General features: G+C 66.9%; 17 protein-coding genes. 9 read left to right on the top strand and 8 right to left on the bottom strand.

The window, feature by feature from the left end; translation table 11 throughout:
• Positions 1-35 precede the first annotated feature (35 nt).
• From L3078_RS22275 to L3078_RS22265, 3 genes are read right to left on the bottom strand one after another with little or no spacing between them, the layout of a single operon-like run.
• The gene (locus tag L3078_RS22275; RefSeq protein WP_239755741.1) at positions 36-1,442 is read right to left on the bottom strand and encodes an FtsK/SpoIIIE domain-containing protein; all 1,407 of its coding nucleotides are present in this window, start codon (positions 1,440-1,442) and stop codon (positions 36-38) included.
• Positions 1,439-1,651, bottom strand: coding sequence for a hypothetical protein (locus L3078_RS22270; RefSeq protein WP_239755740.1), 213 nt, complete (start codon positions 1,649-1,651; stop codon positions 1,439-1,441). Before L3078_RS22270 ends, L3078_RS22275 begins: the two co-directional genes overlap by 4 nt.
• Positions 1,648-1,998 carry an SCO3933 family regulatory protein gene (locus L3078_RS22265; protein ID WP_239755739.1) on the bottom strand — a complete coding sequence of 117 codons (351 nt, stop codon included), beginning with the start codon at positions 1,996-1,998 and terminating at the stop codon, positions 1,648-1,650. Before L3078_RS22265 ends, L3078_RS22270 begins: the two co-directional genes overlap by 4 nt.
• A gap of 171 nt (positions 1,999-2,169) precedes the next feature.
• On the opposite strand from L3078_RS22265, the gene L3078_RS22260 reads away from it, so the two are divergent.
• The gene (locus L3078_RS22260) at positions 2,170-2,652 is read left to right on the top strand and encodes a GntR family transcriptional regulator (protein ID WP_239755738.1); all 483 of its coding nucleotides are present in this window, start codon (positions 2,170-2,172) and stop codon (positions 2,650-2,652) included.
• Positions 2,653-3,582: 930 nt separating this feature from the next.
• Here the strand turns inward: L3078_RS22260 and L3078_RS22255 are convergent.
• From L3078_RS22255 to L3078_RS22245, 3 genes are all read right to left on the bottom strand, one after another.
• Positions 3,583-4,377, bottom strand: coding sequence for a protein kinase family protein (locus L3078_RS22255; RefSeq protein ID WP_420864180.1), 795 nt, complete (start codon positions 4,375-4,377; stop codon positions 3,583-3,585).
• A gap of 117 nt (positions 4,378-4,494) precedes the next feature.
• Positions 4,495-4,938, bottom strand: a complete 444-nt coding sequence (locus L3078_RS22250) for a glycine-rich domain-containing protein (RefSeq protein ID WP_239755736.1) — start codon at positions 4,936-4,938, stop codon at positions 4,495-4,497.
• Positions 4,939-5,183: 245 nt separating this feature from the next.
• A complete protein-coding gene (locus tag L3078_RS22245; protein ID WP_193382243.1) occupies positions 5,184-5,414 on the bottom strand; it encodes a hypothetical protein in 231 nt (76 codons plus the stop codon).
• 125 nt (positions 5,415-5,539) lie between these two features.
• On the opposite strand from L3078_RS22245, the gene L3078_RS22240 reads away from it, so the two are divergent.
• Positions 5,540-6,880 carry an NsdA family TPR-like regulatory protein gene (locus L3078_RS22240; RefSeq protein WP_239755735.1) on the top strand — a complete coding sequence of 447 codons (1,341 nt, stop codon included), beginning with the start codon at positions 5,540-5,542 and terminating at the stop codon, positions 6,878-6,880.
• Here L3078_RS22240 and L3078_RS22235 read toward each other — a convergent pair.
• On the bottom strand, positions 6,858-7,391 hold the full coding sequence (locus L3078_RS22235) for an NUDIX hydrolase (RefSeq protein WP_239755734.1): 534 nt from the start codon (positions 7,389-7,391) through the stop codon (positions 6,858-6,860). The two genes, L3078_RS22240 and L3078_RS22235, sit on opposite strands and share 23 nt — an antisense overlap.
• 464 nt (positions 7,392-7,855) lie before the next feature.
• A complete protein-coding gene (locus L3078_RS22230) occupies positions 7,856-11,011 on the bottom strand; it encodes a hypothetical protein (protein WP_239755733.1) in 3,156 nt (1,051 codons plus the stop codon).
• A gap of 705 nt (positions 11,012-11,716) precedes the next feature.
• Here L3078_RS22230 and L3078_RS22225 point away from each other — a divergent pair.
• From L3078_RS22225 to L3078_RS22195, 7 genes are all read left to right on the top strand, one after another.
• Positions 11,717-11,938 carry a hypothetical protein gene (locus tag L3078_RS22225; RefSeq protein WP_033526723.1) on the top strand — a complete coding sequence of 74 codons (222 nt, stop codon included), beginning with the start codon at positions 11,717-11,719 and terminating at the stop codon, positions 11,936-11,938.
• Between the two features lie 141 nt (positions 11,939-12,079).
• A complete protein-coding gene (locus L3078_RS22220; protein WP_239755732.1) occupies positions 12,080-12,967 on the top strand; it encodes a DUF2797 domain-containing protein in 888 nt (295 codons plus the stop codon).
• A gap of 364 nt (positions 12,968-13,331) precedes the next feature.
• Entirely contained in the window at positions 13,332-14,072 is a 741-nt protein-coding gene (locus tag L3078_RS22215; RefSeq protein WP_193241596.1) for a response regulator transcription factor, read from the top strand.
• Entirely contained in the window at positions 14,069-15,793 is a 1,725-nt protein-coding gene (locus tag L3078_RS22210) for a sensor histidine kinase (RefSeq protein ID WP_239755731.1), read from the top strand. Before L3078_RS22215 ends, L3078_RS22210 begins: the two co-directional genes overlap by 4 nt.
• A 40-nt stretch (positions 15,794-15,833) precedes the next feature.
• Positions 15,834-17,348, top strand: a complete 1,515-nt coding sequence (locus tag L3078_RS22205) for a bifunctional glycosyltransferase family 2/GtrA family protein (RefSeq protein ID WP_239755730.1) — start codon at positions 15,834-15,836, stop codon at positions 17,346-17,348.
• Positions 17,345-19,582: an ArnT family glycosyltransferase gene (locus L3078_RS22200; RefSeq protein ID WP_239755729.1), complete on the top strand. Its 2,238-nt coding sequence runs from the start codon at positions 17,345-17,347 to the stop codon at positions 19,580-19,582. The genes L3078_RS22205 and L3078_RS22200 overlap by 4 nt, the downstream gene beginning before the upstream one ends.
• 147 nt (positions 19,583-19,729) lie before the next feature.
• A complete protein-coding gene (locus L3078_RS22195) occupies positions 19,730-21,244 on the top strand; it encodes an MFS transporter (RefSeq protein WP_239755728.1) in 1,515 nt (504 codons plus the stop codon).
• The last annotated feature ends 200 nt before the right edge of the window (positions 21,245-21,444 follow it).

Below are 21,444 nucleotides of genomic sequence, written 5' to 3'. Positions count from 1 at the left end.
TGTCGGGAACGTGCGAGCGCGGTCGGTCCGGTTGCTCAGGCGTCGAGCTTGGTGAGATCCGCGTCCGCCATGCGAGGGCCGAGGAGGGCTTCCAGGAGGGCGTACGGGTCGGCGGTGAGGCTGGCCGTCTGCTCGGCGACGCGAGCCGCTTCCGCGTCGGGCACGTAGGGCGTGCGGATGCGGGTGAAGCCGGGTTGCGACTGGTGGTTCATGGACGCGACGCCGACGTAAGTGGGGTCCTGGAGGTTGATCGGGTTGGCGTCCGGCCATTCCCGGATCTCGTCACCGAGGGCTGCCACGGCGGCTTCGGCGGTCTTCTGAGCGAAGCTCAGGCCGACGGGGCAGACGTCGCGGATGAAAGTGGGGATCGCGTCGCCCGTGGATTTCTGAGTGGTGAGGATGACGAGCAGACCCACGGACCGGCCCTTCTTCACCAGGTCTTCCACGAGCCGGGCGTTCTCGGCGGCGAGCGCGGCCAGCTTCTTCGTCTGCTGGTCGCTGCCCTTGTGGTCGCGGAAGTAGGTGTGGGCTTCGTCGACGATCAGCACGACCAAGGGCCAGCTTTCGGAGGGCCCGACGTCCCACATGGACTTCACCCCGAGCACTTGGCGCACCGACGCCGACCGTGCGCGGCGGAGCTCCACCAGGTGCCGGAACAACTTGTTGGCCGCTTCCAAGTCGTCGCCCACGAAGGCGAACATCCGCTGGACCCAGTCGGCGTAGTCGCCTTCGTAGGCAGCGGACACCTTGCCGTCCGCGCAGGCGAACTGCACTGCGGGCGAGGGTGCCCAGTCGGAGAGAAGCCGGTTGATCAGGCTGGTCTTGCCGAAGCCGGGAAGGCCGGCCACGGTCACGCCGGGCACCTGCGTGAGGTTCACGGATACGGGTTGCGCGTACTCGTCCAGGCCCAGATCCCACCGGGCCGTCTCTTCCGGTGCGTCGCCCGAGGGGTGGTGCTCTGTGGGGAACTTCAGTGGATCCAGTCGCACACCCCGGATGAGGACCTGCCCAGGCTTGTCCTGGGTGACCGCCACTCGTGTGCACCGCCAGGCGTCCGCCAGGTGCGGAGCCGCTTTCTGGAACTGTTGGAGTCCGACGCCAGGCAGGCACTGTGCCCGCGCGATCACTCCGTATGCGTCGTGCTTCACCTTCAGGGCCGGGATGAGGACGCGGGGCTTGTTGGGCTTGCCCTGTGTGTTCGCCAGCGACGCGAGCGCGGTCGGGGTCTTGTCCGTGGCCGACAGCTTGAGCATCGGTGCCAGTCGCTTCCAGCCCCACCGCACGCGTACGGCCTGCCGTATGGACTGCCGGGTCATGGCGTCGGCGCGCACGTAGCGGACCACCCACCAGAGCGCCCATCCGACAAGCGAGGCCAACACCAGGGCGACGATGATCGGGACGTGACCGAAGATCCCTTCCGCCGGGGCGTTCGGATCTTTCATGCGTTGCACTCCATCGGGTTGTAGAGGAAGGCCGCGAGGGCCGATTCGAGGGCTGCCCGATCCGCCGAGGCGGCGAGGCGGGGATAGCCATAGCCGACGAGCACGGCTGCCACCGAGGTCACGAGCGATTCGGTGAACCGGGCATCCGGCCCGGCGTGAGGCAGCGGGTAGCTGCGCTCAGCGCCGGACCGGCGAACGGTGTCGCTCACGCCGCTTCGACCGCAGGGGCCACCAGGTCCAGCCGACCCGCGCGGTAGGCGATGCCGTCGGAGAGGGAGCCATTGAAGATCCGCGCCCACGGAGTGGCGAACAGTTCCACCGGCATGACCGGGACACCCGGACGGAGGCCGTTGGGCAGGCCAGTCTCCGGAACGGTGATCTTCAGAGCCTCGGCACGGTCCTCCTCCATGAAGAAGAGGGTGATCGTGTAGAGCTTCGCGCCGGTCTCACGGTCGGTGGCGAACTGCGTCTTCTCCTGGTCCGCGTACTTCGGTACCGGCAGGGTGCCGACCATGAACGACGAGGTGGGGAGCAGGCCAACACGGATGCGTGCCATGGGAGTTGCTTCCTTTCGTTGCGCTCCACCCAGGGCGGTGGGGCGTGATCACCATTGAACATAGCTGACCTAGCAGTGTCAAGTGAATCGAGTGTGCTAGGTATCAACTGACATAGGCCACCTATGTCAGTGGGGTGTGCTAGGGGTGCTAGAAATCGCTACTCTTGGGCCATGAGCCCCGCGCCAGAGAGCAAGCAGGACCGTCGGCCGCCGTATCAGCACGCTGCCGACGAGCTCCGGCGCGACATCTTGCAGGGGCGGATCAAGCCCGGCGAGCAGATGCCGGCCATTCGCGAGCTACAGGAACGCTTCGGCGTGGCCAACATGACCATGAGGTCCGCGCTCAACGTGCTGCGCGACGAGGGCCTGATCTACACGATCCATGGCCGAGGGAGCTTCGTCGCAGACCATGACGGTGGGGGCGAGTTCTCTGCGAACTACACCGCGCCAGCTTGGTACTTGTCGAAGAAGGGCCAGAAGCCAGGCCAGGCAGAGCCAGGAGAGGGAAGGCCCGACGACGCTGAAGCCGCCGGGGCCAACCTCGCTGACATCCTCACATCGCTACGCGACGAGATCCGTGCCCTTAGCGCTGATCATCAGGAACTACGCCGTGAGGTAGAGGAGTTGAAGGCAGCGCAGCAGTCGAAGTCGTAGTCCTGAGCTGGGCCACTGCCTCTCGCAGTTCCTTGGTCTCTCTGCTGAGGCGGACGACCATGGCCCGCATCTCCTCGATCAGTGCGACTACCTGATCCGTGTTCCCGACGTGAATGCTGGTCGACCCCATTTCGTTGTCCGGTATGTGCTCGGTCATCGCTCCCCGCTTGCTGCCGCGCCGTTGTTCCGTGCCGCACTGTCCGAGCCGCCGGACCCTGCCCACGGCATCCGTGCCTCTCTCAGGTTGCTGGGCCACTGCCCTGCGTGCTGTTCAGAGTTTCTTTACTGGATCAAGGCGGCCCGCCTTCGGCGGTCCGCGCGCGCTGGCGGCCACGGGCCGCCGCCGCTCCCTGTCTCCGCCACCGCTGCGGCGGCCCCCGGCCGCTCAGCGCGCAACACCACCAAGACGAACAGTCAGAGCAGGAAGCACCTCGACCGTCCCGAGCGCGAGGCGCAGACCGAAGCGCCCCGGTGGCGAGCGCACCGTCCCACCACCCGCCGTATCGCACCGGAAGCACGACGCGGAGTTGAGTGCCATCCCTACGTTCACAACGCCCAGGCAGACGGGAGCACGGGCCGTGACGTATTGGGGCAGCGTGGCTGAGGCCCGCACGGGGTTGCTGGAGGCACACGTGACGGGTGCTCGTTCGGCGCGCCCGCCGCCGTGGCTGACTTTCGGTGGCTGAGGCCAGAACTGCGTTCCTCGACGGGACTTCACCGGTGATCCTCTCCAACTCGACAACACGAAGCCGAGGTTGTGGCCGCACCCGTATTCGGGCACGCCGACCACCCCGGTACCATCGGCACCGGGGTCCTGATCAGGGCTTCCACGACCGGACCACCCGGAATGCTGTCCAGGCTGAGGGGTGGTCCGGTCTGTCGTTGTCGGCCCGCCGCCGTACGAGCAACCACGGCGCGCAGGGTTTGGGATCAGCTCAGGGCTTTACCCACCTCGTAGATCGTCGGCCGGTCCTCGGGCGCGTGGCTGAGCATGGCTTCGATCAGTTCGCCCAGCTCACCGGGCGCCTTCACGGCACGGCGTCGACCGTTCGCCACGGCTTCTCTCTGCACGGGGCGAGGAGCGTCGTCCGGGTACTCGACCGCTCGCCAGCCGGTGGCGGAGATGAGCAGGGACGCGCCGAGTGCGTAGATGTCGGCTTCCGGCGTGGGTTCGGCTTCCCCGGTGGCGAGCACGCTGCGGGAGATCTCTGGTGCTTCGTAGTGGACGAGGCAGCCGCGGAACGGGAAGTCGTACCCCTGGGGAACGCTTCCGCCACGGGCGAGGGCCAGGTCGATCAGGTGAGTCCGTTCGGGCCCGATGATGAAGTGCGCGGGTTGCACGTCTCCGTGTGCCCAGCCCTTCGCGTGCAGTTCCGCCAGTGCTTCGACGCACCCCAGGGCGACGCTGGTGTGCGGCGCGATGGACGAGTCCGGCTTACGGCAGGGTTCCCACAGCCGGTACAGGTCCGGCCCTTCGCGCCACGGCTGGAAGTTCCACGTCCCGCGTTCCCACTCGCCGTAGGCGATCGCGTCGAGGTCGAGGCCGAGCCGGTGCAGTACGGCGCCCTCGCGCGCCGGCGCGAGTGCGGTCCAGGGCTGGGCGGCCCAGTCGGCGGTGGCTTCGATCGGGTAGCCGAGTTTCACGGCGTAGTGGCCCCGTTGGCTCTGCACCTCCCAGACTGTGGAGCCCCGGCGGTTGATGACGAGGCGCTGGGCCGTGGGCATGAGCGCGTCGAGCACCACGATCGGCAGTTCAGCGGTTGAGCCGGGCAACGTCGTTTCTCCTTCCAGGCGTACGCGACCGGCCACGAGTCGAGGCCGGTCGCGCCGCTGTTGCGTGGGTCAGTCCTGACCGTAGGGTCGGCCGCAGTCCGAGTCGCACTGGGCGAGGTTCGTGCCGTCCACGGTCCACAGGTCGTCGAAGACCATGAACCCAGCCGCCTTCATGGCGTGCGCCGAGGCGGCGACCTTCTCAGGGTCGCGTGCTCCTCCGCCGGGCTTCGGGTTGTGGTGGAGGAAGCGGCCCGCGTACCGCTCGCACAGCCCGGCGTACTCCTTCGTGTGCAGGATGAGCGCGTGGAGGCCGAGGTCCACGTCGTCGGACGGGACCATGGGAACGGTGGCGGTGGCAGCCGTGACGACGAACGCGACCGCCTGGTCCGCGATCCGCTCGGCACGTTCGGGTGACTGCCCGTTGTGGGTGATCACGAAGTGCGTGAGGCTCTGGAACAGTTCCTCACCCGCCACCGCGCGACCGGTCTTCTGATCGTTCGCTGTTGCCGTCATGTGCAGTCTCCTGGTGTGAGAGGTGCAGGGCACGTACCTGCCGTCGCGATCACCGAGCGCGGCTCGAAGACCATCGCGAGCGGGCTTGGAGGCCGGCCCCGAACGGGAACGGGGGAGCCGTAACGGCACCCGCTCGGGGCGGCCGGTCTACTGGCCGATGCCGAGGGCCACACCGATCACCAATCCGCACGAACCGCTGATGCAGATGATGAACAGGACCCCGGCGTAACGGCCGACGGCGCGCATCACAGCCCGACCCGACTGTTGCCGTTCCTCGCGGCCAGCCGCACGCTCAGCTCCTCCCGAGCGCTGAGCGCCTCCACATCGCCCCGCATGGCATCCCACTCCCTGCCACCACGGACCGGCCGCATCTGCACACGGCCGCCGACCTCACCCATGACGACCCCGATGCGTCCGGTGGCACGGTCCTTCGCCAACTCGCTGATGCCTGGTCTGGTCTGCTGATTGCTCGCCATGAGAGGAGCATCGCGATCAGGGCACCCCTGCCAAAAGGCCAGGCTGATTACCCAACTTGGGTAATATCGCGGCTAGTAGAGAATCCGCGACGTTGCGTAGCCCTCGCAGTGTGGGAGCTGGCCCGATGCCCGACGCCGACCGGCCGCAGGAATTACCTGCCAGGCTGCTCACCGACCCCGAGATGATCAACGCATGCCGGGTGCGGGACTTCGCCCGAGTCTTCCGACTGGTGAAGACCCGAGCGGGCATCTACCCATCGATGATCGCGAGGCGCTGTGACCTGACTCCGAGCCGGGTCGGCGAAGTAATCGCTGGGCGCCGCCAGTTGCTCCACATGGACGTGATCGAGCGCATCTCGGACGGCTTGCGCATCCCAGGAGGCATGCTCGGACTTGCCCGCCGCCCCTGGGAGACACCGCAGGCTCTCGCGGTCACCGAGCGCGAGGCACCTCACGTGCCAGAACCCGAGGAACGGTCAGCGGCTTCTCTCCCGGGCCCGGACGTAGACAGCATCTTGGCGTTGGCCACGCGGACCAACCTCAGCGCGGCCACGCTCGAAGCGTTCCGCTCCTCCATCGAGGACTACTGGCGACGGGACGACCAGCACGGTGGCGAGGCACTGAGGCCGGCTGTCGTCGGCCAGCTCCGCTATGTGGTCGGTCTGCTGAAGGAGAGCCGCCCGCCGTCCATCCAGAACGGCCTGTACGGGATCGCGGCCGAGCTGGCACGCCTCACTGGCTGGACCTACTTCGACGCCCGCCAGTACAACCAGGCTCGCGCGTACTTCACCGAGGCCCTGCAACTGGCCAAGGAGATCGACGACCGCCAGTTCATGGCCAACGTCCTTGCCTGCATGAGCTTGCAGGCGACCTACCAGGACAAGCCCGCTGACTCCCTGGCACTCGTGACCGCCGCCCAGGACCAGGCCCGCTCAGCCTTCGGCACGACGCCGCGAGTCCTGTCGATGCTGTCCATGCGCGAGGCATTCGCCCACGCCACGCTCGGCAGCCACACGGCGACGCACCGAGCCATCGGGGAAGCCCACCGCCAGTTCGAACAGATCCAGGAGAGCGACCCGGACCCGTCGTGGGTGACCTACTTCGACGAACTGAAGCTCATAGTGGACACAGGCATTGCCCACGGCCGATTGGGCGAGGCGGCGACGGCTGAACCCTTGATCGCGGATGCGCTGCGTCGGGAGGCCCGCACCAACCAGCGGGGCCGGGCGTTTCACGCCTTCTGGCTGGCCCGTACGCAACTGGACCAAGGGAAGCTCGACCAGGCGTGCGGCACCGCCACGCAAGCTTTGGAGTCCGCGTCGGCGGTGGCTTCCGAGCGGGTGTCCGGCCATCTCAGGGAGTTCTACGACCAGTTGGCCCCGCACAGGCAGGAGCCCGTAGCACTGGCCTTCGAGGCACGGCTACGGGCGATGCTCCCACCGGTCAGCGGATCGCTTCATCCATGAGCACGTAGAGGAGACCAACGAGGGTTCCGCTGCTGACGATCTCGCGACGGTCGATCATCCCGCGCACCTCGCTGAGCGGGATCCACTCGATCCGGTCCGACTCGTTCTTCTCGGTGGGCGGTCCCACGTGCGTCGCGCCGTCCGCGCGGAAGACGTGGTGCTGAGAGTCGGTGATGCCGTTGGCCGGCTCAGCGTAGATCAGAGGCTTGATGGGGCCAGGCCGCCAACCTGTCTCTTCCAACACTTCGCGGGCCGCCGCCTCTTCGGGTGACTCGCCCTCTTCGACCAGGCCCATGGGGAGCTCCCAGGCCCAGGAGTCCGTGATGAAGCGGTGGCGCCACATCATCAGCACCTCTTGCCGGTTGTTGACGACGGCGGCCACGGCCAGGTGCCGGAGGCGAACGACGTGGTACTCCCACCTGCGTCCGTCAGGCTGTTGGACGTCGACCAGACACAGGTTCACCCACTTGTTCGTGTAGATCTGCCGCTCACCGTGGGTCTTCCACTCCATGCCTTCGGCCCCTCTCGATCGGACTCCAGGATCTCAGACTGCTGCGGAAGGGGGCGTCAGTTCGACATTTTTCGCGTCACATTGACGAGATGTCCTGTGTCACGGTTGGAGCGGCCGAACGCCAGGAGGAAGAGTTCTCGAAGCCTCAGCTTGGGGGGCTAAGGGTGTTGAGGGCCTGTTCGAGGGCTGACCTGCGGCGGCGTAGCCTCGTCGGATGGCGAGTGGTTGCCGAGTTCCCCGGTGTTCCCCGTGGTACCCCGCACCAACTGGCACGACTCTGGCATGGCCGTAGCTGAACTTCGCGTCCCGGCCACTGACCACCGCCGGGGTGCGTCCGCCAAGCGACGGCTTCAACCTGCAAGCAACGCAGTGGAGTCTGCTCCACCCACGGAACTGTTACCCCTCGCCGGCCTCTGTGGTGCAGACCCGGAATGCCGGAACCTGGAATCGGGCATCCGTAGCCATCAATCCATGAGTCCTCGCTCTAGCAAGGTATTGCGGAGCCGACGGTATTCAGCCGTGTCGGCAAGTGAACCAGCGGAAAGGAGTGCATTTCGAGCATGCGTGGCCACTTCCCTCCGATCCCATTCCTCTTCGAGTCCTCTAACGAGTGAGTCAAGTATTGCCAGAGTTTCCGTCGTTTGTTCTTGACCTGCCGCCCGCTCAGCTACAGATTGCGGCAAATCAATCTTTCCGCGAGTGGAGGTGAGCATGGTTTGTGTTATGCGACTCCAGTCGCTATCTGTAATGATCTTCACTTCGGCCATCCAGCCAAATCCAAACAACTCATTTGAATGATCTCTTACGGCGAGTTCCCAGAATTCTATAGCAGCAGCAGCGTGATCATCTGAGACGTCTTCGCCCCTCAGGACGAGTCCGAGCGTCTTGCCTGCCTCAGAAACCTCCCCCTCACTTCCGGAGAGGAAACCAAGGGTCTCGCTAGGGGAGTAACCCTGAACTCGCCAAAGCATGGCGATCATGTAATGGGAGAGGGCGTTTTGTACTCCTCTCCGAACAGCATCCCTGATGGAACTTCGATAATGTTCGAGGAGCCATTCGTAGGGTTGTCCCCACTTCAAAGCAAGGTCGACAGCCGTTTGCCCCAAGGTCGAAGGGGCTTCGTCGCCAAAGAGTTTTGACGCAATCGCATTAAGCCATTCAGGAGCAACGTATGCAATAAATCTAACTCTTGGTGCGATAATGGCGCGAGCCTCCGCACCGTCACGGCCAGTGAGCGTCAACTGCGAGTCGATGATGCGCAGGCCATCTGGTCGAATAAGACCTGCTTTGCGCTCCATTGATACTACCGAGAAAATTGCCTCCAAGGCCCGCGTGAAAGGCCTATTGATCGCGGTTTCCAGGTAATCGACTGAGTCCGAGATGATGCCGGAAGATTCAGACCGGTCTTCAACCTCGCTTGTCAGGACGGACCAGACGTAATCATCTCGATTACCGAAGCCGATATTTGATTGCGCTAGTGCCTTGATCAGAGACACACCGGCATGTTCCGTCGGTCGCCATGTAGGGTCATAATCAAAATCATTATTCCCCAGAGCCACGACCGGCCACGGATGAGTACGAGTCAGCTCGATCAAATCAACTATCTTGCTGGCGGATTCATTCTGTACTGCGGAGACACCATTGGCCAGGCCCTGAAGGTAATGGGCGATGTATGTCGGATGCCGAAGCTGACTGGCAATGACTACCGGATCTCGTGCCCACTCTGCGGCGTTGGACGACACAGCAGCTTCTAGAGCTCTCCCGAGCTCGCGTGCGCTAACCAGCCACTCAGCGTTGCTGGGAGACCAGCTAGCTACCCACTGCGCAGCATCTTGAGGTGACATGGCACCCAGTTCTTCGCTGGTTATCGGACTTCTGCCGAAACCAAACGTTGCCCGAATAGGGTCCTTGTGTTTTACCGGTGGTCCATATGCGCCTGAGATCACTGCTACAACGGTTGCCCAAGGTGCGCTGACCTCGGCGGGAAGGAAGGCACTCCAGCGATAGGCTCGAAGCCATTCGTCGTTCATATTCCGCTCGGCGAGGGCAGTCCCCAACTCTTGCAGCCCAGGTGGAGTCCCCAGCGAGTTCTGCCAAACGGATACGTATGACTCCTCTGGGCATTCGTCAACCACACGCTGTATCAGCAACTCATCATCGGAAAGTGGATCACGCGTTGCGATAGCCGCTACTAGCTCGTCATTAATCGAACCAATTTCGACATCCCGCGAGTTCGCCAGAATCCACGATCGAGCACGTTCCTTCAAGGCAGCGGGAAGTGGGCTCGTCGATGTAAATAGATCACCAGAGTTAAACAGCTCAACCAGCTGCTTGAGGCAGGATACCAATCCTTTCAACAGCACTGGAAGGATTCCGCGATCGCTTTCTTGTGCGCTATATTCACTCAAAGATGCATTTTGCATCAGGAAGAGGGCATGGGTCAACTCCTCTTCCGGCACATCGGATACTCTGTATGCCAGAATTTTTAGACGCTTCAAGCCATTATCTTGATTCAGTCCAGAGCAATAGGTGTCCATGAATTTCTGGATGTAGGTCTGGGAGTGAGACCAATTGGAATGGTTCATTACAATACTGGCGACGAACTCTACGAAGGCGCCTGCATTGGGGTTTGCTTCAGCCGAGCTCACAGCAAAGCTCGATATGGCTGGCGATCGCGGATGCTTCTGCAGGCAAATCTTTAGGATCGAGTGTCCGTGTTCCGCGATGTCGAGAGCAGCTCGTGCGGGATACCAAGTGGCCGTCTCAGTGCGGATGAACTTCCTAGCTATTTTTTCTAGGATGCCAGCCAGTTGACGGGCGTGCCCATCCTTAAGCTTGTCAACTGCAGCAAACATTGGCCATCCCTGACCATCTGAGGGCGGATCCAACAACTTCGTATTCAAAAGGAGTTCTAGCCATGCAGGGTGATTAAGCTGTCCCAGGAAACGGCGGAGATGGTAAGGACTTACAATCAGCTGTTTGAGCTTTTCAACGTCCTGAGAGGTTGGAGAATGCAGTGATGCCAATTCATCGAGTTCTGCAATTCGGATCTCTGGAGGCGTGAAGAGCTGCCGCAGTATTGACACGCAGTCGCGCCATAGGTCTCTAGCTGCATTGATCGTTATTCCGGCGTGTAGGCCTCTATCCAAGCGGCTCAATATCTTTTGGTATGACGTGATTGGGGCTACGTCTCCAGCAGTAAGTGGTTGGGTGCCGGTGCGGTTTACGATTACCGCAATTAGGCGCCGTTGGTGTACGGCGTCCTGCTTGTGGAAGGTGTCGAGAGCATCGACTTTATTAAAAAGGCGTTGAATCGCACCTTCTCTATCTTCATCGGTTAGTTCGGCAGCGGCCAGAAGTTGCTGTTTGGCTTCTACAACCTCGCGGGACAAGACTTTCCATTCCCCGCCGCTGCTGGCTGTGCTCTGTGAAGAGGGGATTGCCTTCATTGCCTCCCGCAAGGCGTAGGCAATGAGCGAACCGTGCTCTGGGATGGAGTTGTCATCGAGAGCAGTCAAGGCCTGGGCCGATCGCAGGAAGCTAACCGCCCGCTTGCCATCGTCGTTCAGTTCGTCGACGAGGTGGGCCAGCAGTTTCTCGTCTAGCTCTGGAATCTCCATATTCCGTTTTAGCACATCACCGCACCATGCGACATCACATTGAACGTGTAGCTGGGCGTACGGAGTGAAGGTCGGCGGAGCGGCTTTGGGGTGGCGCTGCTTTGGCGCGAGTGATCATGGCCCCGCAAAGCCGTGGAGCCGACGCCCCAGCCACGACGTAGCTCTCTCACTGCAAGCGGCTGATTGCTGTGCGCAGCACGGGCGCCGGCTGGGCTGGAGCGGGGCGGAGACATGAGCGCAGGCCCGGCCGGGGGCCGGGCCTGCGCGCGGGGAGCGGAGCGAGCCGCCTTGAATCCAGCAGAGAAAGTCGTAACTCGCAGGAGGCCCCGTTCAGTTCGCACGCTGAAGACTGATGTAGTCGAGGGAGCCAGAGTGGTGTGGTGGGGTGCGACGGGTGCAGCCAGTTGGAGGCGGTGCCAGGGTCCTGGTTGACGGCAGTCCTGACGGCAACGACGGCACATAGACACGCATGATCGCTAACCTGGGCGATCGACATCAGAGGCCGTCAGCCTCTCACCTGGGGTCTTGCCCGATCCTACGGATCAGAAGGTTGCAGGTTCGAATCCTGCCGAGTGCACATAGGTCAAAGCCCCCTCGGGATCATCCCGGAGGGGGCTTTGTCGTGGGGTGTCGTGGGGTGTGGTGGCGAAGATCAAGATGATCGAGCCAGTCTGGGGTCTTGCACGGTGGCGCATACTGGTCGCAATGACAAAGCCAGGTGCACCGAAGCGCTATCTGCCCACCAGTCCCTTCAAGGCCCCGGTCGCCCCGCCTCCCAAGCACTTCGCGGTGGGCGACCAGGTCACACATGACATGTACGGTCTCGGCCGGGTGATCGGCATCGAGGACGGGATCGCGGCGCTCGTCGATTTCGGTTCGGCGCGGCAGCGGATCCTCAGCCCGTACAGCAAGATGAGCAAGCTGTAGGACGACACAGGGCCGTTGGGTTTCGCTCCTGAGGGGCGAGCCCTGCCGCTCCCGCATGCCCCGCCCCGTCGCGTCCCCGACGTCCGCATCCCGGTCGTTGGGCGGACGCGTTGTCAGTGCTGCCCTCTAATGTAGTGAGGGATGGCACGTGTGTGGAGATGTACGGGGCTGCGCTGGGGCGAGGATGGGGCCCCGGCGTTGAGATGGGCGGGTGGGCGGGGGAGTCCGCTGCCGCGGGGGAAGGTCGTGGCTTTCCGGGTCGTGGGTGACGCGCGGACGTGCTTCGGCGCTCGCGGGAACCCGTGTCCGGTGCGGGCGGAGGTGCCCGGGCGGAGTACGGGGGCCCGGTGCGAGGAGTGTGTGCGGCTCGACCGGGCGCACTCCGTGGCCGCCGACACGATCGCCGACGACCCGCGGCCGTATCACGTGTACCTCGCGTGGTTCGGGCCCGGCATGGTGAAGGTGGGGATCACCGCCGTCGAGCGGGGACCGGCGCGGCTGTTGGAGCAGGGCGCCGTCTGCTTCGGCTGGCTCGGGCGGGGGCCGTTGATGGCCGCGCGCCGCTCGGAGGAGACGCTGCGGGCCGCGCTCGGGGTGCCCGATCGGATCCCGTACGCCGAGAAGCGGGTCGTGCGGGCCGATCTGCCGGCGGTCGAGGACCGCGTCGGGGAACTGGCCGAGCTGCACGGGCGGGCCCAGGCACTCGCGGGATGGCCCGAGTCGTTGGAGCGCCTCTCCTTCCGAGCCGTCGACCACTTCGGGGTGTTCGGGCTCGACGGGTTGCCGGCCGCCGACGGTGCGGTGACCGAGCTGGTCGCGGGCGGGGCCGTGGGCGGAGAGATCCTCGCCGTCGCCGGGCCCGATCTGCATATGGCCACCGGACGGGGAGTCGTCGTCCTCGACACACGGCTCATGACCGGGTGGGAGCTGACCGGACCCGTCGGCGAGGGGCCTCGTGACGTCCTCACCCTGCCCGTACGGGAGTTGAGGGGGCGGGGGGACGGGAGCGTGCAGGACGGGTTGTTCTGAGAGCCGGGGTGGGCTTTGCCCGGCAGCCCGGCAGCCCGGCAGCCCGGCAGCCCGGCGGGCAGGGCGGGCGGTCGCGATCTGTGTGCGTTGTGGGGAGCGGGCGCATCATGACGGCGCTTGCATAAAGGTGGGGTCAGGGCGGGTGGTCCCGTGGCCCGGTCCTGTGGTGGCGAGGCTGTGGGTCCTCGGTGAGGGGGCCTGGGGAACGCCGTGGGAACGGAGAGAGACCTGCTGGTCGGCGGGGGTGGTGTCCGAGAAGTCGGGGATCTTCCCAGGGGTTCCCTGAGAGGCGCCTGTGTGTTTCTCAGAAAAATCACAGGTTCCGGAAAGGGTGTTCTCAGGGGGCCCCGACAAGGTGTCCAGCATGACCACGACCTCGCCCCAGGGGCGCACCGAACTGCTGAGGCCGGACGGGAGCCCCGTCCGAGTGCTTGTGGTGGACGACGAGCTGTCGATCACCGAACTGCTGTCCATGGCCCTGCGCTACGAGGGATGGCAGATCCGGAGTGCCGGGGACGGCACCGGCGCCATCCAGACCGCCCGGGACTTCCGGCCCGACGCCGTCGTCCTCGACATGATGCTGCCCGACATGGACGGGCTGACCGTCCTCGGCCGGCTGCGGCGTGAGCTGCCGGACGTGCCGGTGCTCTTCCTCACCGCGAAGGACGCGGTCGAGGACCGGATCGCCGGGCTCACCGCCGGCGGCGACGACTACGTGACCAAGCCGTTCAGCCTCGAAGAGGTCGTGGCGAGACTGCGCGGGCTGATCCGACGGTCCGGTGCCGCCGACCGCCGCTCCGACTCCGTGCTCGTCGTCGGTGATCTCATGCTCGACGAGGACAGCCACGAGGTGTCGCGCGGCGGGGCGAACATCCACCTCACCGCCACCGAGTTCGAACTGCTGCGGTTCCTGATGCGGAACCCTCGGCGCGTGCTCAGCAAGGCGCAGATCCTCGACCGTGTCTGGTCGTACGACTTCGGCGGCCAGGCCAATGTGGTCGAGCTCTACATCTCGTACCTGCGGCGCAAGATCGACGCCGGGCGGGAGCCGATGATCCACACCCGGCGTGGGGCCGGCTATCTGATCAAGCCCGCCTCGTCATGAGCGGGCGACGGCGGACGCGTACGCAGAGGCAGCCGCGGCCGGGGCTGAGGCGAGGACAGCCGCGCACACTGCGTACGCGGCTCGTCGTCTCCGTGGTGGCGTTGGTCGCGGTGGTGTGCGCGGTCATCGGGACGGTGACCACGGTCGTGTTGAGCGAGCGCCTGAACGACCAGCTCAACGATCAGGTGACGGAGGTCGCCATGCGTGCCTCCGGCGGCCCGCTGAAGCCGGAGGGCGCTGGCGACGACGACCGGCCCCTGCCGGGCGGCCCCTTCGGGTTCGTCACGAAGGGCGGCACCGAGGAGAACACCGTCGTCGCCCAGGTGAGTACCTCCGGCGGGATCACCAAAGCTGTAGTGGCCAAGGAGAAGACCTCCGACAGCGAGGTCTTCGAGGGCATGTCGGCCGTCGCACTGAGCGCCGAGAAGGTGGCCGCTCTCGCCGACGTGTCGAAGACCGGCACCCACACCGTGGACATCCCTGGCCTGGGTGAATACCGGGTCCAGTACGTCGAGGGCAATCGGGGCAACTTCTACGTCGCCCTCCCGACCGATTCCGTCACCAAGACCCGCAACGCCCTCATCGTCGTCGAACTCAGCGTCACCGGCGCCGGTCTCGTCGCGGCGGCCATCGCCGGATCCGCCCTCATCGGCGTGGCCCTGCGCCCGCTCCGCAAGGTCGCCTCCACCGCCACCCGTGTCTCCGAACTGCCGCTGCACACCGGTGAGGTCACCCTCAACGAGCGGGTGCCGGCGTCCGAGACCGATCCGCACACCGAGGTGGGCCAGGTCGGCGCCGCGCTCAACCGCATGCTCGACCACATCCACGGCGCCCTGCACGCGCGGCAGGAGAGCGAGACGCGCGTACGGCAGTTCGTGGCCGACGCCAGTCATGAGCTGCGGACGCCGCTCGCGTCCATCCGTGGCTACGCCGAACTGACCCGGCGCGGCCGCGAGGAGATCGGGCCCGACACCCGGCACGCGCTCGGGCGGATCGAGTCCGAGTCCGGGCGGATGACCATGCTCGTCGAGGACCTGCTGCTGCTCGCGCGGCTCGACGCGGGACGGCCGTTGCAGTTCGAGCAGACCGACCTCGTCCCCCTCGTCGTGGACACCGTCAGCGACGCGCGCGTCGCCGGACGGAGCCACAACTGGCGGCTCGACCTGCCGGACACGCCCGCCCTCGTGTCGGCGGACGCGGCGCGGCTGCAGCAGGTGCTCGTCAACCTGCTCGCCAACGCGCGGACCCACACGCCACCCGGCACCACCGTCACCGCACGTGTGCAGCGGCGCGGCCCGTGGATGTGCGTCGACGTCGAGGACGACGGGCAGGGCATCCCGGAGGAGTTGCTGCCGCACGTGTTCGAGCGGTTCGCCCGAGGGGACTCGTCGCGGTCCAGGGCCTCCGGCTCGACCGGACTCGGGCTCGCCATCGTGCAGGCCGTCGCCGACGCGCACGGCGGCGCCGTGACCGTCGACAGCGTGCCCGGCAGGACCGTCTTCACCGTGCATCTGCCGGCCCTCGGCCGGGACGTACCGCCGCTCGACGACGCCGCGAACTGGGAGCTCGACGACGCCCAGTACGACGCCCAGCACGACGGGTACGACGCCCGGTACGACGGCGAGCACGAGGGCGCGTACGCCGCCGGCGCGCTCGACGGGAACGGCCTGGTGACCGGCCGACAGGTCGGCGATCGGACTCACAGCCGCACCACAGTGTGAGCACACGGGCATAACAGAGCGGCTCGCGAATGTGGTGGTCATGCGAACCGACTCTTCTCCCGGCACCCTGCCGGCGCGGGAGCACCTCCCGGCCGGAAACGCCGGTACGCCTGTCCTGGACGTAGTGATCCCCGTCTACAACGAGGAGAAGGACCTCCAGCCGTGCGTGCTCAGACTGCACGAGCACCTCGCGCGCACGTTCCCGTACGCGTTCCGCATCACGATCGCGGACAACGCGTCGACGGACACCACCCCGCGGGTGGCCGCGCGGCTGGCGGCCGAGCTTCCCGAGGTGACGTCCTTCCGGCTGGAGCAGAAGGGGCGGGGGCGGGCCCTGGGGACCGTGTGGTCCGCGTCCGACGCGCCGGTCCTCGCCTACATGGACGTGGACCTGTCGACGGACCTCAACGCCCTGCTCCCGCTCGTCGCCCCGCTGATCTCCGGTCACTCGGACCTCGCGATCGGCTCCCGGCTCGCCCGCTCCTCGCGGGTGGTGCGCGGCCCCCAGCGGGAGTTCATCAGCCGCGCGTACAACCTGATCCTGCGGGGCTCGCTCCAGGCCCGGTTCTCGGACGCGCAGTGCGGGTTCAAGGCGATACGCTGGGACGTCGCCCAGGTGCTGCTGCCGCTGGTCGAGGACACCGGGTGGTTCTTCGACACCGAGATGCTGGTGCTCGCGGAGCGGGCCGGGCTCAGGATCCACGAGGTGCCGGTGGACTGGGTCGACGACCCGGACTCGACCGTCCACATCGTGCAGACCGCCACCGACGACCTCAAGGGTGTGTGGCGGGTCGGGAAGGCGTTGGCCACCGGGTCCCTCGCGCTTGATCGGCTCGCACGGCCGTTCGGGGACGATCCCCGGGACCGTGAGATCCAGGACGTGCCGCGCGGCCTCGCCCGCCAGCTCCTCGGGTTCTGCGTCGTGGGCGGCCTCTCCACCCTCTTCTACCTGCTCCTCTACAGCGGCTTCCGGGCCTTCTCCGGGGCGCAGATCGCCAACGCGCTCGCCCTGCTGGTCTCGGCGATCGCCAACACGGCCGCCAACCGGCGCCTGACCTTCGGCGTCCGTGGCCGCGGCGGTGTGATCAAGCACCAGGCGCAGGGCCTGGTGGTGTTCGGTATCGGACTGGCCCTCACCAGCGGCTCGCTCGCCGCCCTGAACGCGGCGACCTCCGACCCCGCGCACTCCACGGAACTGGCGGTCCTCGTCGCGGCCAACCTCGCTGCGACGGTGCTGCGGTTCCTGCTCTTCAGGGCGTGGGTGTTCCCGGACCGGCGTGACGGCTCCCCGGGCGAGGGCTTCCCCGTCGAGGGCTCGACCGTCGTGGCCGCGCACCACCCCGCCCCGCAGCACACCTCGTCGCCGGTCCACGCGACCGCCGCGACGGTGCGTCCGGGGCAGCCGGGGCCGTACGGCCATCAGGACCGGTTCCAGCCGACGTACACCACGAACCCGTTCCGCGCCGGAGACGCCGCGGACCGCACCTGGGGGGAGCCGACCATGCGGATGCGTCCGGTGAGCCCGCACGATCAGGATTCGAGGAACGCACGATGACCACGCAGTACGAGACGACGACCGGACGGCCGGGGGGTCCCGGCTCCGGCCAGGGGCCGGACACGGAGAGAACAGCCGCGCGGGAACCGGTGGTTCCGGGGGCACCCGCCGAGCCCCCGGCCGCCGGAGCGGGCGAACCAGCCCCAGGCGCGGGCGAACCGGCCCCCGGCGGGGGCGAGCCACGGCAGCCCTTCGCGAAGCGCCTGTGGCGAGGCCGGCCCGAGGACCACCGCTGGATCCGCCCCGGCTTCCTCCTCACCCTCCTCCTCATCGGCGGCCTCTACACCTGGAACCTCACGGCCTCCGGGTACGCCAACTCCTTCTACTCGGCGGCCGTGCAGGCGGGCAGCCAGTCCTGGAAGGCCTTCTTCTTCGGCTCGCTGGACTCCGCCAACGCGATCACCGTCGACAAGCCCCCGGCCTCCCTCTGGCCGATGGCACTGTCGGTGCGGCTGTTCGGCCTCAACTCCTTCGCGATCCTGTTCCCGCAGGTCCTGATGGCCGTCGCCACCGCCGGGGTGCTGTGGGCGGCCGTACGCCGTCGGTTCAACGCCACGGCCGGCTTCCTCACCATGGCGGTGTTCGCGCTCACGCCCGTCGCCGCGCTGATGTTCCGCTTCAACAACCCGGACGCGGCGCTCGCGCTGCTGATGGCCGCCGCGGTCTACTGCACCCTCCGCGCCATGGAGAAGGCGCAGACGAAGTGGCTGGTCTGGGCCGGTGTCGCCATCGGCCTCGCCTTCCTGGTCAAGACGCTCCAGGCGTTCCTGATCCTGCCGGTCCTCGCCCTCGTGTACGTCGTCCTCGCACCGGCCTCGGTCAAGAAGCGGGTCGGGCAGGTACTGCTCGCCGGGCTGGCGATGGTCGTCTCCGGCGGCTGGTGGGTCGCGATCGTGGAGCTGTGGCCCGCGTCGTCCCGCCCGTACATCGGCGGTTCGCAGAACGACTCCTTCCTCGAACTGACCTTCGGCTACAACGGTCTCGGCCGTCTGAACGGCGAGGAGACCGGCAGCGTCGGCGGTGGTGGCGGAGGCGGCGGTGGCGGCAACTGGGGCGAGACCGGCTGGGACCGGATGTTCAGCTCCTCCATCGGCGGTCAGATCTCCTGGCTGATCCCGGCCGCGCTGCTCCTGCTGGGCGCCGCGATCTGGGCCACGCGGAAGCTGAAGCGCACGGACACCACCCGCGCGGCCTTCCTCCTCTGGGGCGGCTCGCTGCTGATCACCATGGTGGTCTTCAGCTTTATGCAGGGCATCTTCCACGAGTACTACACCGTGGCCCTCGCCCCCTACATCGCGCCGCTGATCGGTATGGGCGCGGCACTGCTCTGGGACCAGCGGGACAAGTTCTGGGCGTCGATCACGCTGGCCGCCGCCATGACGGCCACGGCCGCCTGGGGTTACGTCCTCCTCAACCGCTCCTCCGACTACCTGCCCTGGCTGAAGTGGGTCGTGCTCGTCGGCGGTCTGGTGGTCGCGCTCGGCCTGGTCTTCGTGGCCAGGCTGGGGCGGCGACTGGCCCTGGCGGTCGTCGGCCTGAGCTTCGTCACGGCGGTGGCGGGCCCGACGTCGTACAGCCTCACCACCCTCAACGAGGGGCACACCGGTTCGATCGTGACGGCCGGCCCGTCGACCCGCGGGGGGATGGGCGGCGGCCCCGGCGGTGGCGGCATGCGCGGCGGCCCCGGTGGCGGCGGTGGCGTTATGCCTGGCCAGAACAACCAGCAGGGGCAGAACAACCAGCAGGGGCAGCCCCCGACCGGCGGCTTCGGCGGCGGCCAGGGCAACCAGCAGCCGGGCCAGGGCACCGGCCAGACCCAGAACGGTGACGGCGGTCGCATGGGTGGCGGCGGCGGTGGCGGCATGGGCGGCCTGATCAACGGCACCTCCGTCAGCGACGAGGCCAAGGAACTGCTGGAGAAGAACGTGGGTGACTACACCTGGGCGGCCGCCGCCATCGGCGCCCAGAACGCGGCGAGCTACCAGCTCTCCACCGGCGACCCGGTCATGGCGATCGGTGGCTTCAACGGCACCGACCCGTCCCCGACCCTCGCGGAGTTCAAGGAGTACGTGGAGGACGGCAAGATCCACTACTTCATCTCCGGCGGCTCCGGCGGCCGCATGGGCGGCGGCAGCGACGGCACCTCCTCGCAGATCAGCTCCTGGGTCCAGGAGAACTTCGAGTCGGTGACGGTCGACGGCACGACGTTCTACGACCTGACGCAGGCGAAGTAGCGCCGGACGCGTCGTCAGCGGGGCGGTGGCCCAGGGTGAGCACGAACCCCTGGGCCACCGCCCTTCTCGTACGCCGGTGGCATCGGGTTCGTACGTCGGTGGCATCCGTTTCGTACGCCGTACAGGGACTGTTCTACGGTGTACAGCATGTCGACCCCCGCCGTCCCCGCAGCCCCCTCCACCCAGGGGCATCCGCAACGCTGGCTGATCCTCGGTGTCATCTGTCTCGCGCAGCTCACGGTGCTGCTGGACAACACCGTGCTGAACGTGGCGATCCCGTCCCTCACCGAGGAGTTGGGGGCGGCCACCTCGGACATCCAGTGGATGATCAACGCGTACTCGCTGGTGCAGTCGGGCCTGCTGCTCAGCGCCGGCAGCGCGGCCGACCGCTACGGCCGCAAGAAGATGCTGATCGCGGGCCTGGTGCTGTTCGGCATCGGCTCGCTGGTGGCCGGACTCGCCCAGTCCACCGGCCAGTTGATCGCCGCGCGGGCCGGGATGGGCGTCGGCGGCGCGCTGCTGCTGACCACGACCCTCGCCGTCGCCATGCAGATCTTCACCCCCGACGAGCAGCCGAAGGCGATCGGCATCTGGGCGGCGGTCAACGCCCTCGGCTTCGCGGCCGGTCCCCTCCTCGGCGGCTTCATGCTCGGCCACTTCTGGTGGGGCGCCATCTTCCTGATCAACCTGCCGGTGGCCGCGCTGGGCGTGGTGGCCGTGATCGCGCTGGTCCCCGAGTCGAAGAATCCGCGGGGCGACCGGCCGGACCTGCTCGGCGCGCTGCTGTCGACCATCGGTATGGCCGCGCTCGTCTACGCGATCATCTCGGGTCCCGAACACGGCTGGACGTCGGGCCGGGTGCTCGTCACGGCCGCCGTCGCCGCGGTCGTCCTCGCGGCCTTCGCCTACTGGGAGAGCCGTATCCCGTACCCCATGCTCGACCTGCACTTCTTCCGTGATCGTCGCTTCACGGGTGCCGTCGCCGGGGCCGTCCTCATCACCTTCGGCATGGGGGGCGCGCTCTTCCTCCTCACCCAGCATCTGCAGTTCGTGCTCGGCTACGACGCGTTGGAGGCGGGGCTGCGGACCGCGCCGCTCGCCCTGGTCGTCGTCGTCCTCAACTTCTCCGGGCTGTCGGCGAAGTGGACGGCGAAGCTCGGGATGCCGGTGTCGATCGCGCTGGGGATGGTGCTGATGTCGGGCGGGCTGGTCGCCATCGCCTCGATGGCCTCCGGCGGTTACGCCGGGACACTGCTCGGGCTGGTGCTGATCGGGGTGGGCTGCGCGATCGCCAACCCCGCGATGGCGCACGCGATCATGAGCGCGATTCCGCCGGCCAAGGCGGGGGTGGGCGCCGGGATCAACGGCACGCTCGCGGAGTTCGGAACGGGGTTGGGGGTGGCCGTGCTGGGGGCCGTGCTCAACTCGCGGTTCGGGGCGCTGGTTCCGGTGGCGGCGGCGTCGTTGCCTGCGGCGTTGGCGGGGGCGGACACGGCTGGGGAGCGGGCCGAGGTGATGTCCGCGTTCTCCTCCGGGGTGGAGACGAGTCTGGTGGTGGGGGCCGTGGCTGTGCTGCTCGGGGGGTTGGTGGCGGCGGGGTTGTTGCGCAGGGCGGAGAAGGGGGAACGGGAGCGGGGGCGTGGGCTGGTGGGCGCCTCATAGCTCGGGGGGTGCTGGCCGTTCGGCGGGTGCGGGTGCGTCGTGGTTGTTCGCGCAGTTCCCCGCGCCTCTGAAGTGCGCGCTGCGCGCGGCACGTTCGGCGTCGTCGGAAAACGCGTGTCCCTTGCCGCACATCCAGCGCCGTCGCGCGTGCGCGCCGTTCGCGGCACTTCCCGAGGGCTGCGCCCGCCTAGCATCGTCAC

This window comes from Streptomyces deccanensis (genome assembly GCF_022385335.1).
Classification (GTDB): Bacteria; Actinomycetota; Actinomycetes; order Streptomycetales; family Streptomycetaceae; genus Streptomyces; species Streptomyces deccanensis.
The sequence above is the reverse complement of the archived record's forward strand: the minus strand, read 5'-3'. Positions and strand labels throughout refer to the sequence as shown.

What these genes read in the sequence shown, in the direction of transcription:
- L3078_RS22275 (WP_239755741.1), bottom strand. Translation starts at nt 1,442, where the DNA reads ATGAAAGATCCGAACGCCCCGGCGGAAGGGATCTTCGGTCACGTCCCG.
- L3078_RS22265 (WP_239755739.1), bottom strand. Translation starts at nt 1,998, where the DNA reads ATGGCACGCATCCGTGTTGGCCTGCTCCCCACCTCGTCGTTCATGGTC.
- L3078_RS22260 (WP_239755738.1), top strand. Translation starts at nt 2,170, where the DNA reads ATGAGCCCCGCGCCAGAGAGCAAGCAGGACCGTCGGCCGCCGTATCAG.
- L3078_RS22255 (WP_420864180.1), bottom strand. Translation starts at nt 4,377, where the DNA reads ATGCCCACGGCCCAGCGCCTCGTCATCAACCGCCGGGGCTCCACAGTC.
- L3078_RS22250 (WP_239755736.1), bottom strand. Translation starts at nt 4,938, where the DNA reads ATGACGGCAACAGCGAACGATCAGAAGACCGGTCGCGCGGTGGCGGGT.
- L3078_RS22245 (WP_193382243.1), bottom strand. Translation starts at nt 5,414, where the DNA reads ATGGCGAGCAATCAGCAGACCAGACCAGGCATCAGCGAGTTGGCGAAG.
- L3078_RS22240 (WP_239755735.1), top strand. Translation starts at nt 5,540, where the DNA reads ATGCCCGACGCCGACCGGCCGCAGGAATTACCTGCCAGGCTGCTCACC.
- L3078_RS22235 (WP_239755734.1), bottom strand. Translation starts at nt 7,391, where the DNA reads ATGGAGTGGAAGACCCACGGTGAGCGGCAGATCTACACGAACAAGTGG.
- L3078_RS22230 (WP_239755733.1), bottom strand. Translation starts at nt 11,011, where the DNA reads ATGGAGATTCCAGAGCTAGACGAGAAACTGCTGGCCCACCTCGTCGAC.
- L3078_RS22225 (WP_033526723.1), top strand. Translation starts at nt 11,717, where the DNA reads ATGACAAAGCCAGGTGCACCGAAGCGCTATCTGCCCACCAGTCCCTTC.
- L3078_RS22220 (WP_239755732.1), top strand. Translation starts at nt 12,080, where the DNA reads ATGGCACGTGTGTGGAGATGTACGGGGCTGCGCTGGGGCGAGGATGGG.
- L3078_RS22215 (WP_193241596.1), top strand. Translation starts at nt 13,332, where the DNA reads ATGACCACGACCTCGCCCCAGGGGCGCACCGAACTGCTGAGGCCGGAC.
- L3078_RS22210 (WP_239755731.1), top strand. Translation starts at nt 14,069, where the DNA reads ATGAGCGGGCGACGGCGGACGCGTACGCAGAGGCAGCCGCGGCCGGGG.
- L3078_RS22205 (WP_239755730.1), top strand. Translation starts at nt 15,834, where the DNA reads ATGCGAACCGACTCTTCTCCCGGCACCCTGCCGGCGCGGGAGCACCTC.
- L3078_RS22200 (WP_239755729.1), top strand. Translation starts at nt 17,345, where the DNA reads ATGACCACGCAGTACGAGACGACGACCGGACGGCCGGGGGGTCCCGGC.
- L3078_RS22195 (WP_239755728.1), top strand. Translation starts at nt 19,730, where the DNA reads ATGTCGACCCCCGCCGTCCCCGCAGCCCCCTCCACCCAGGGGCATCCG.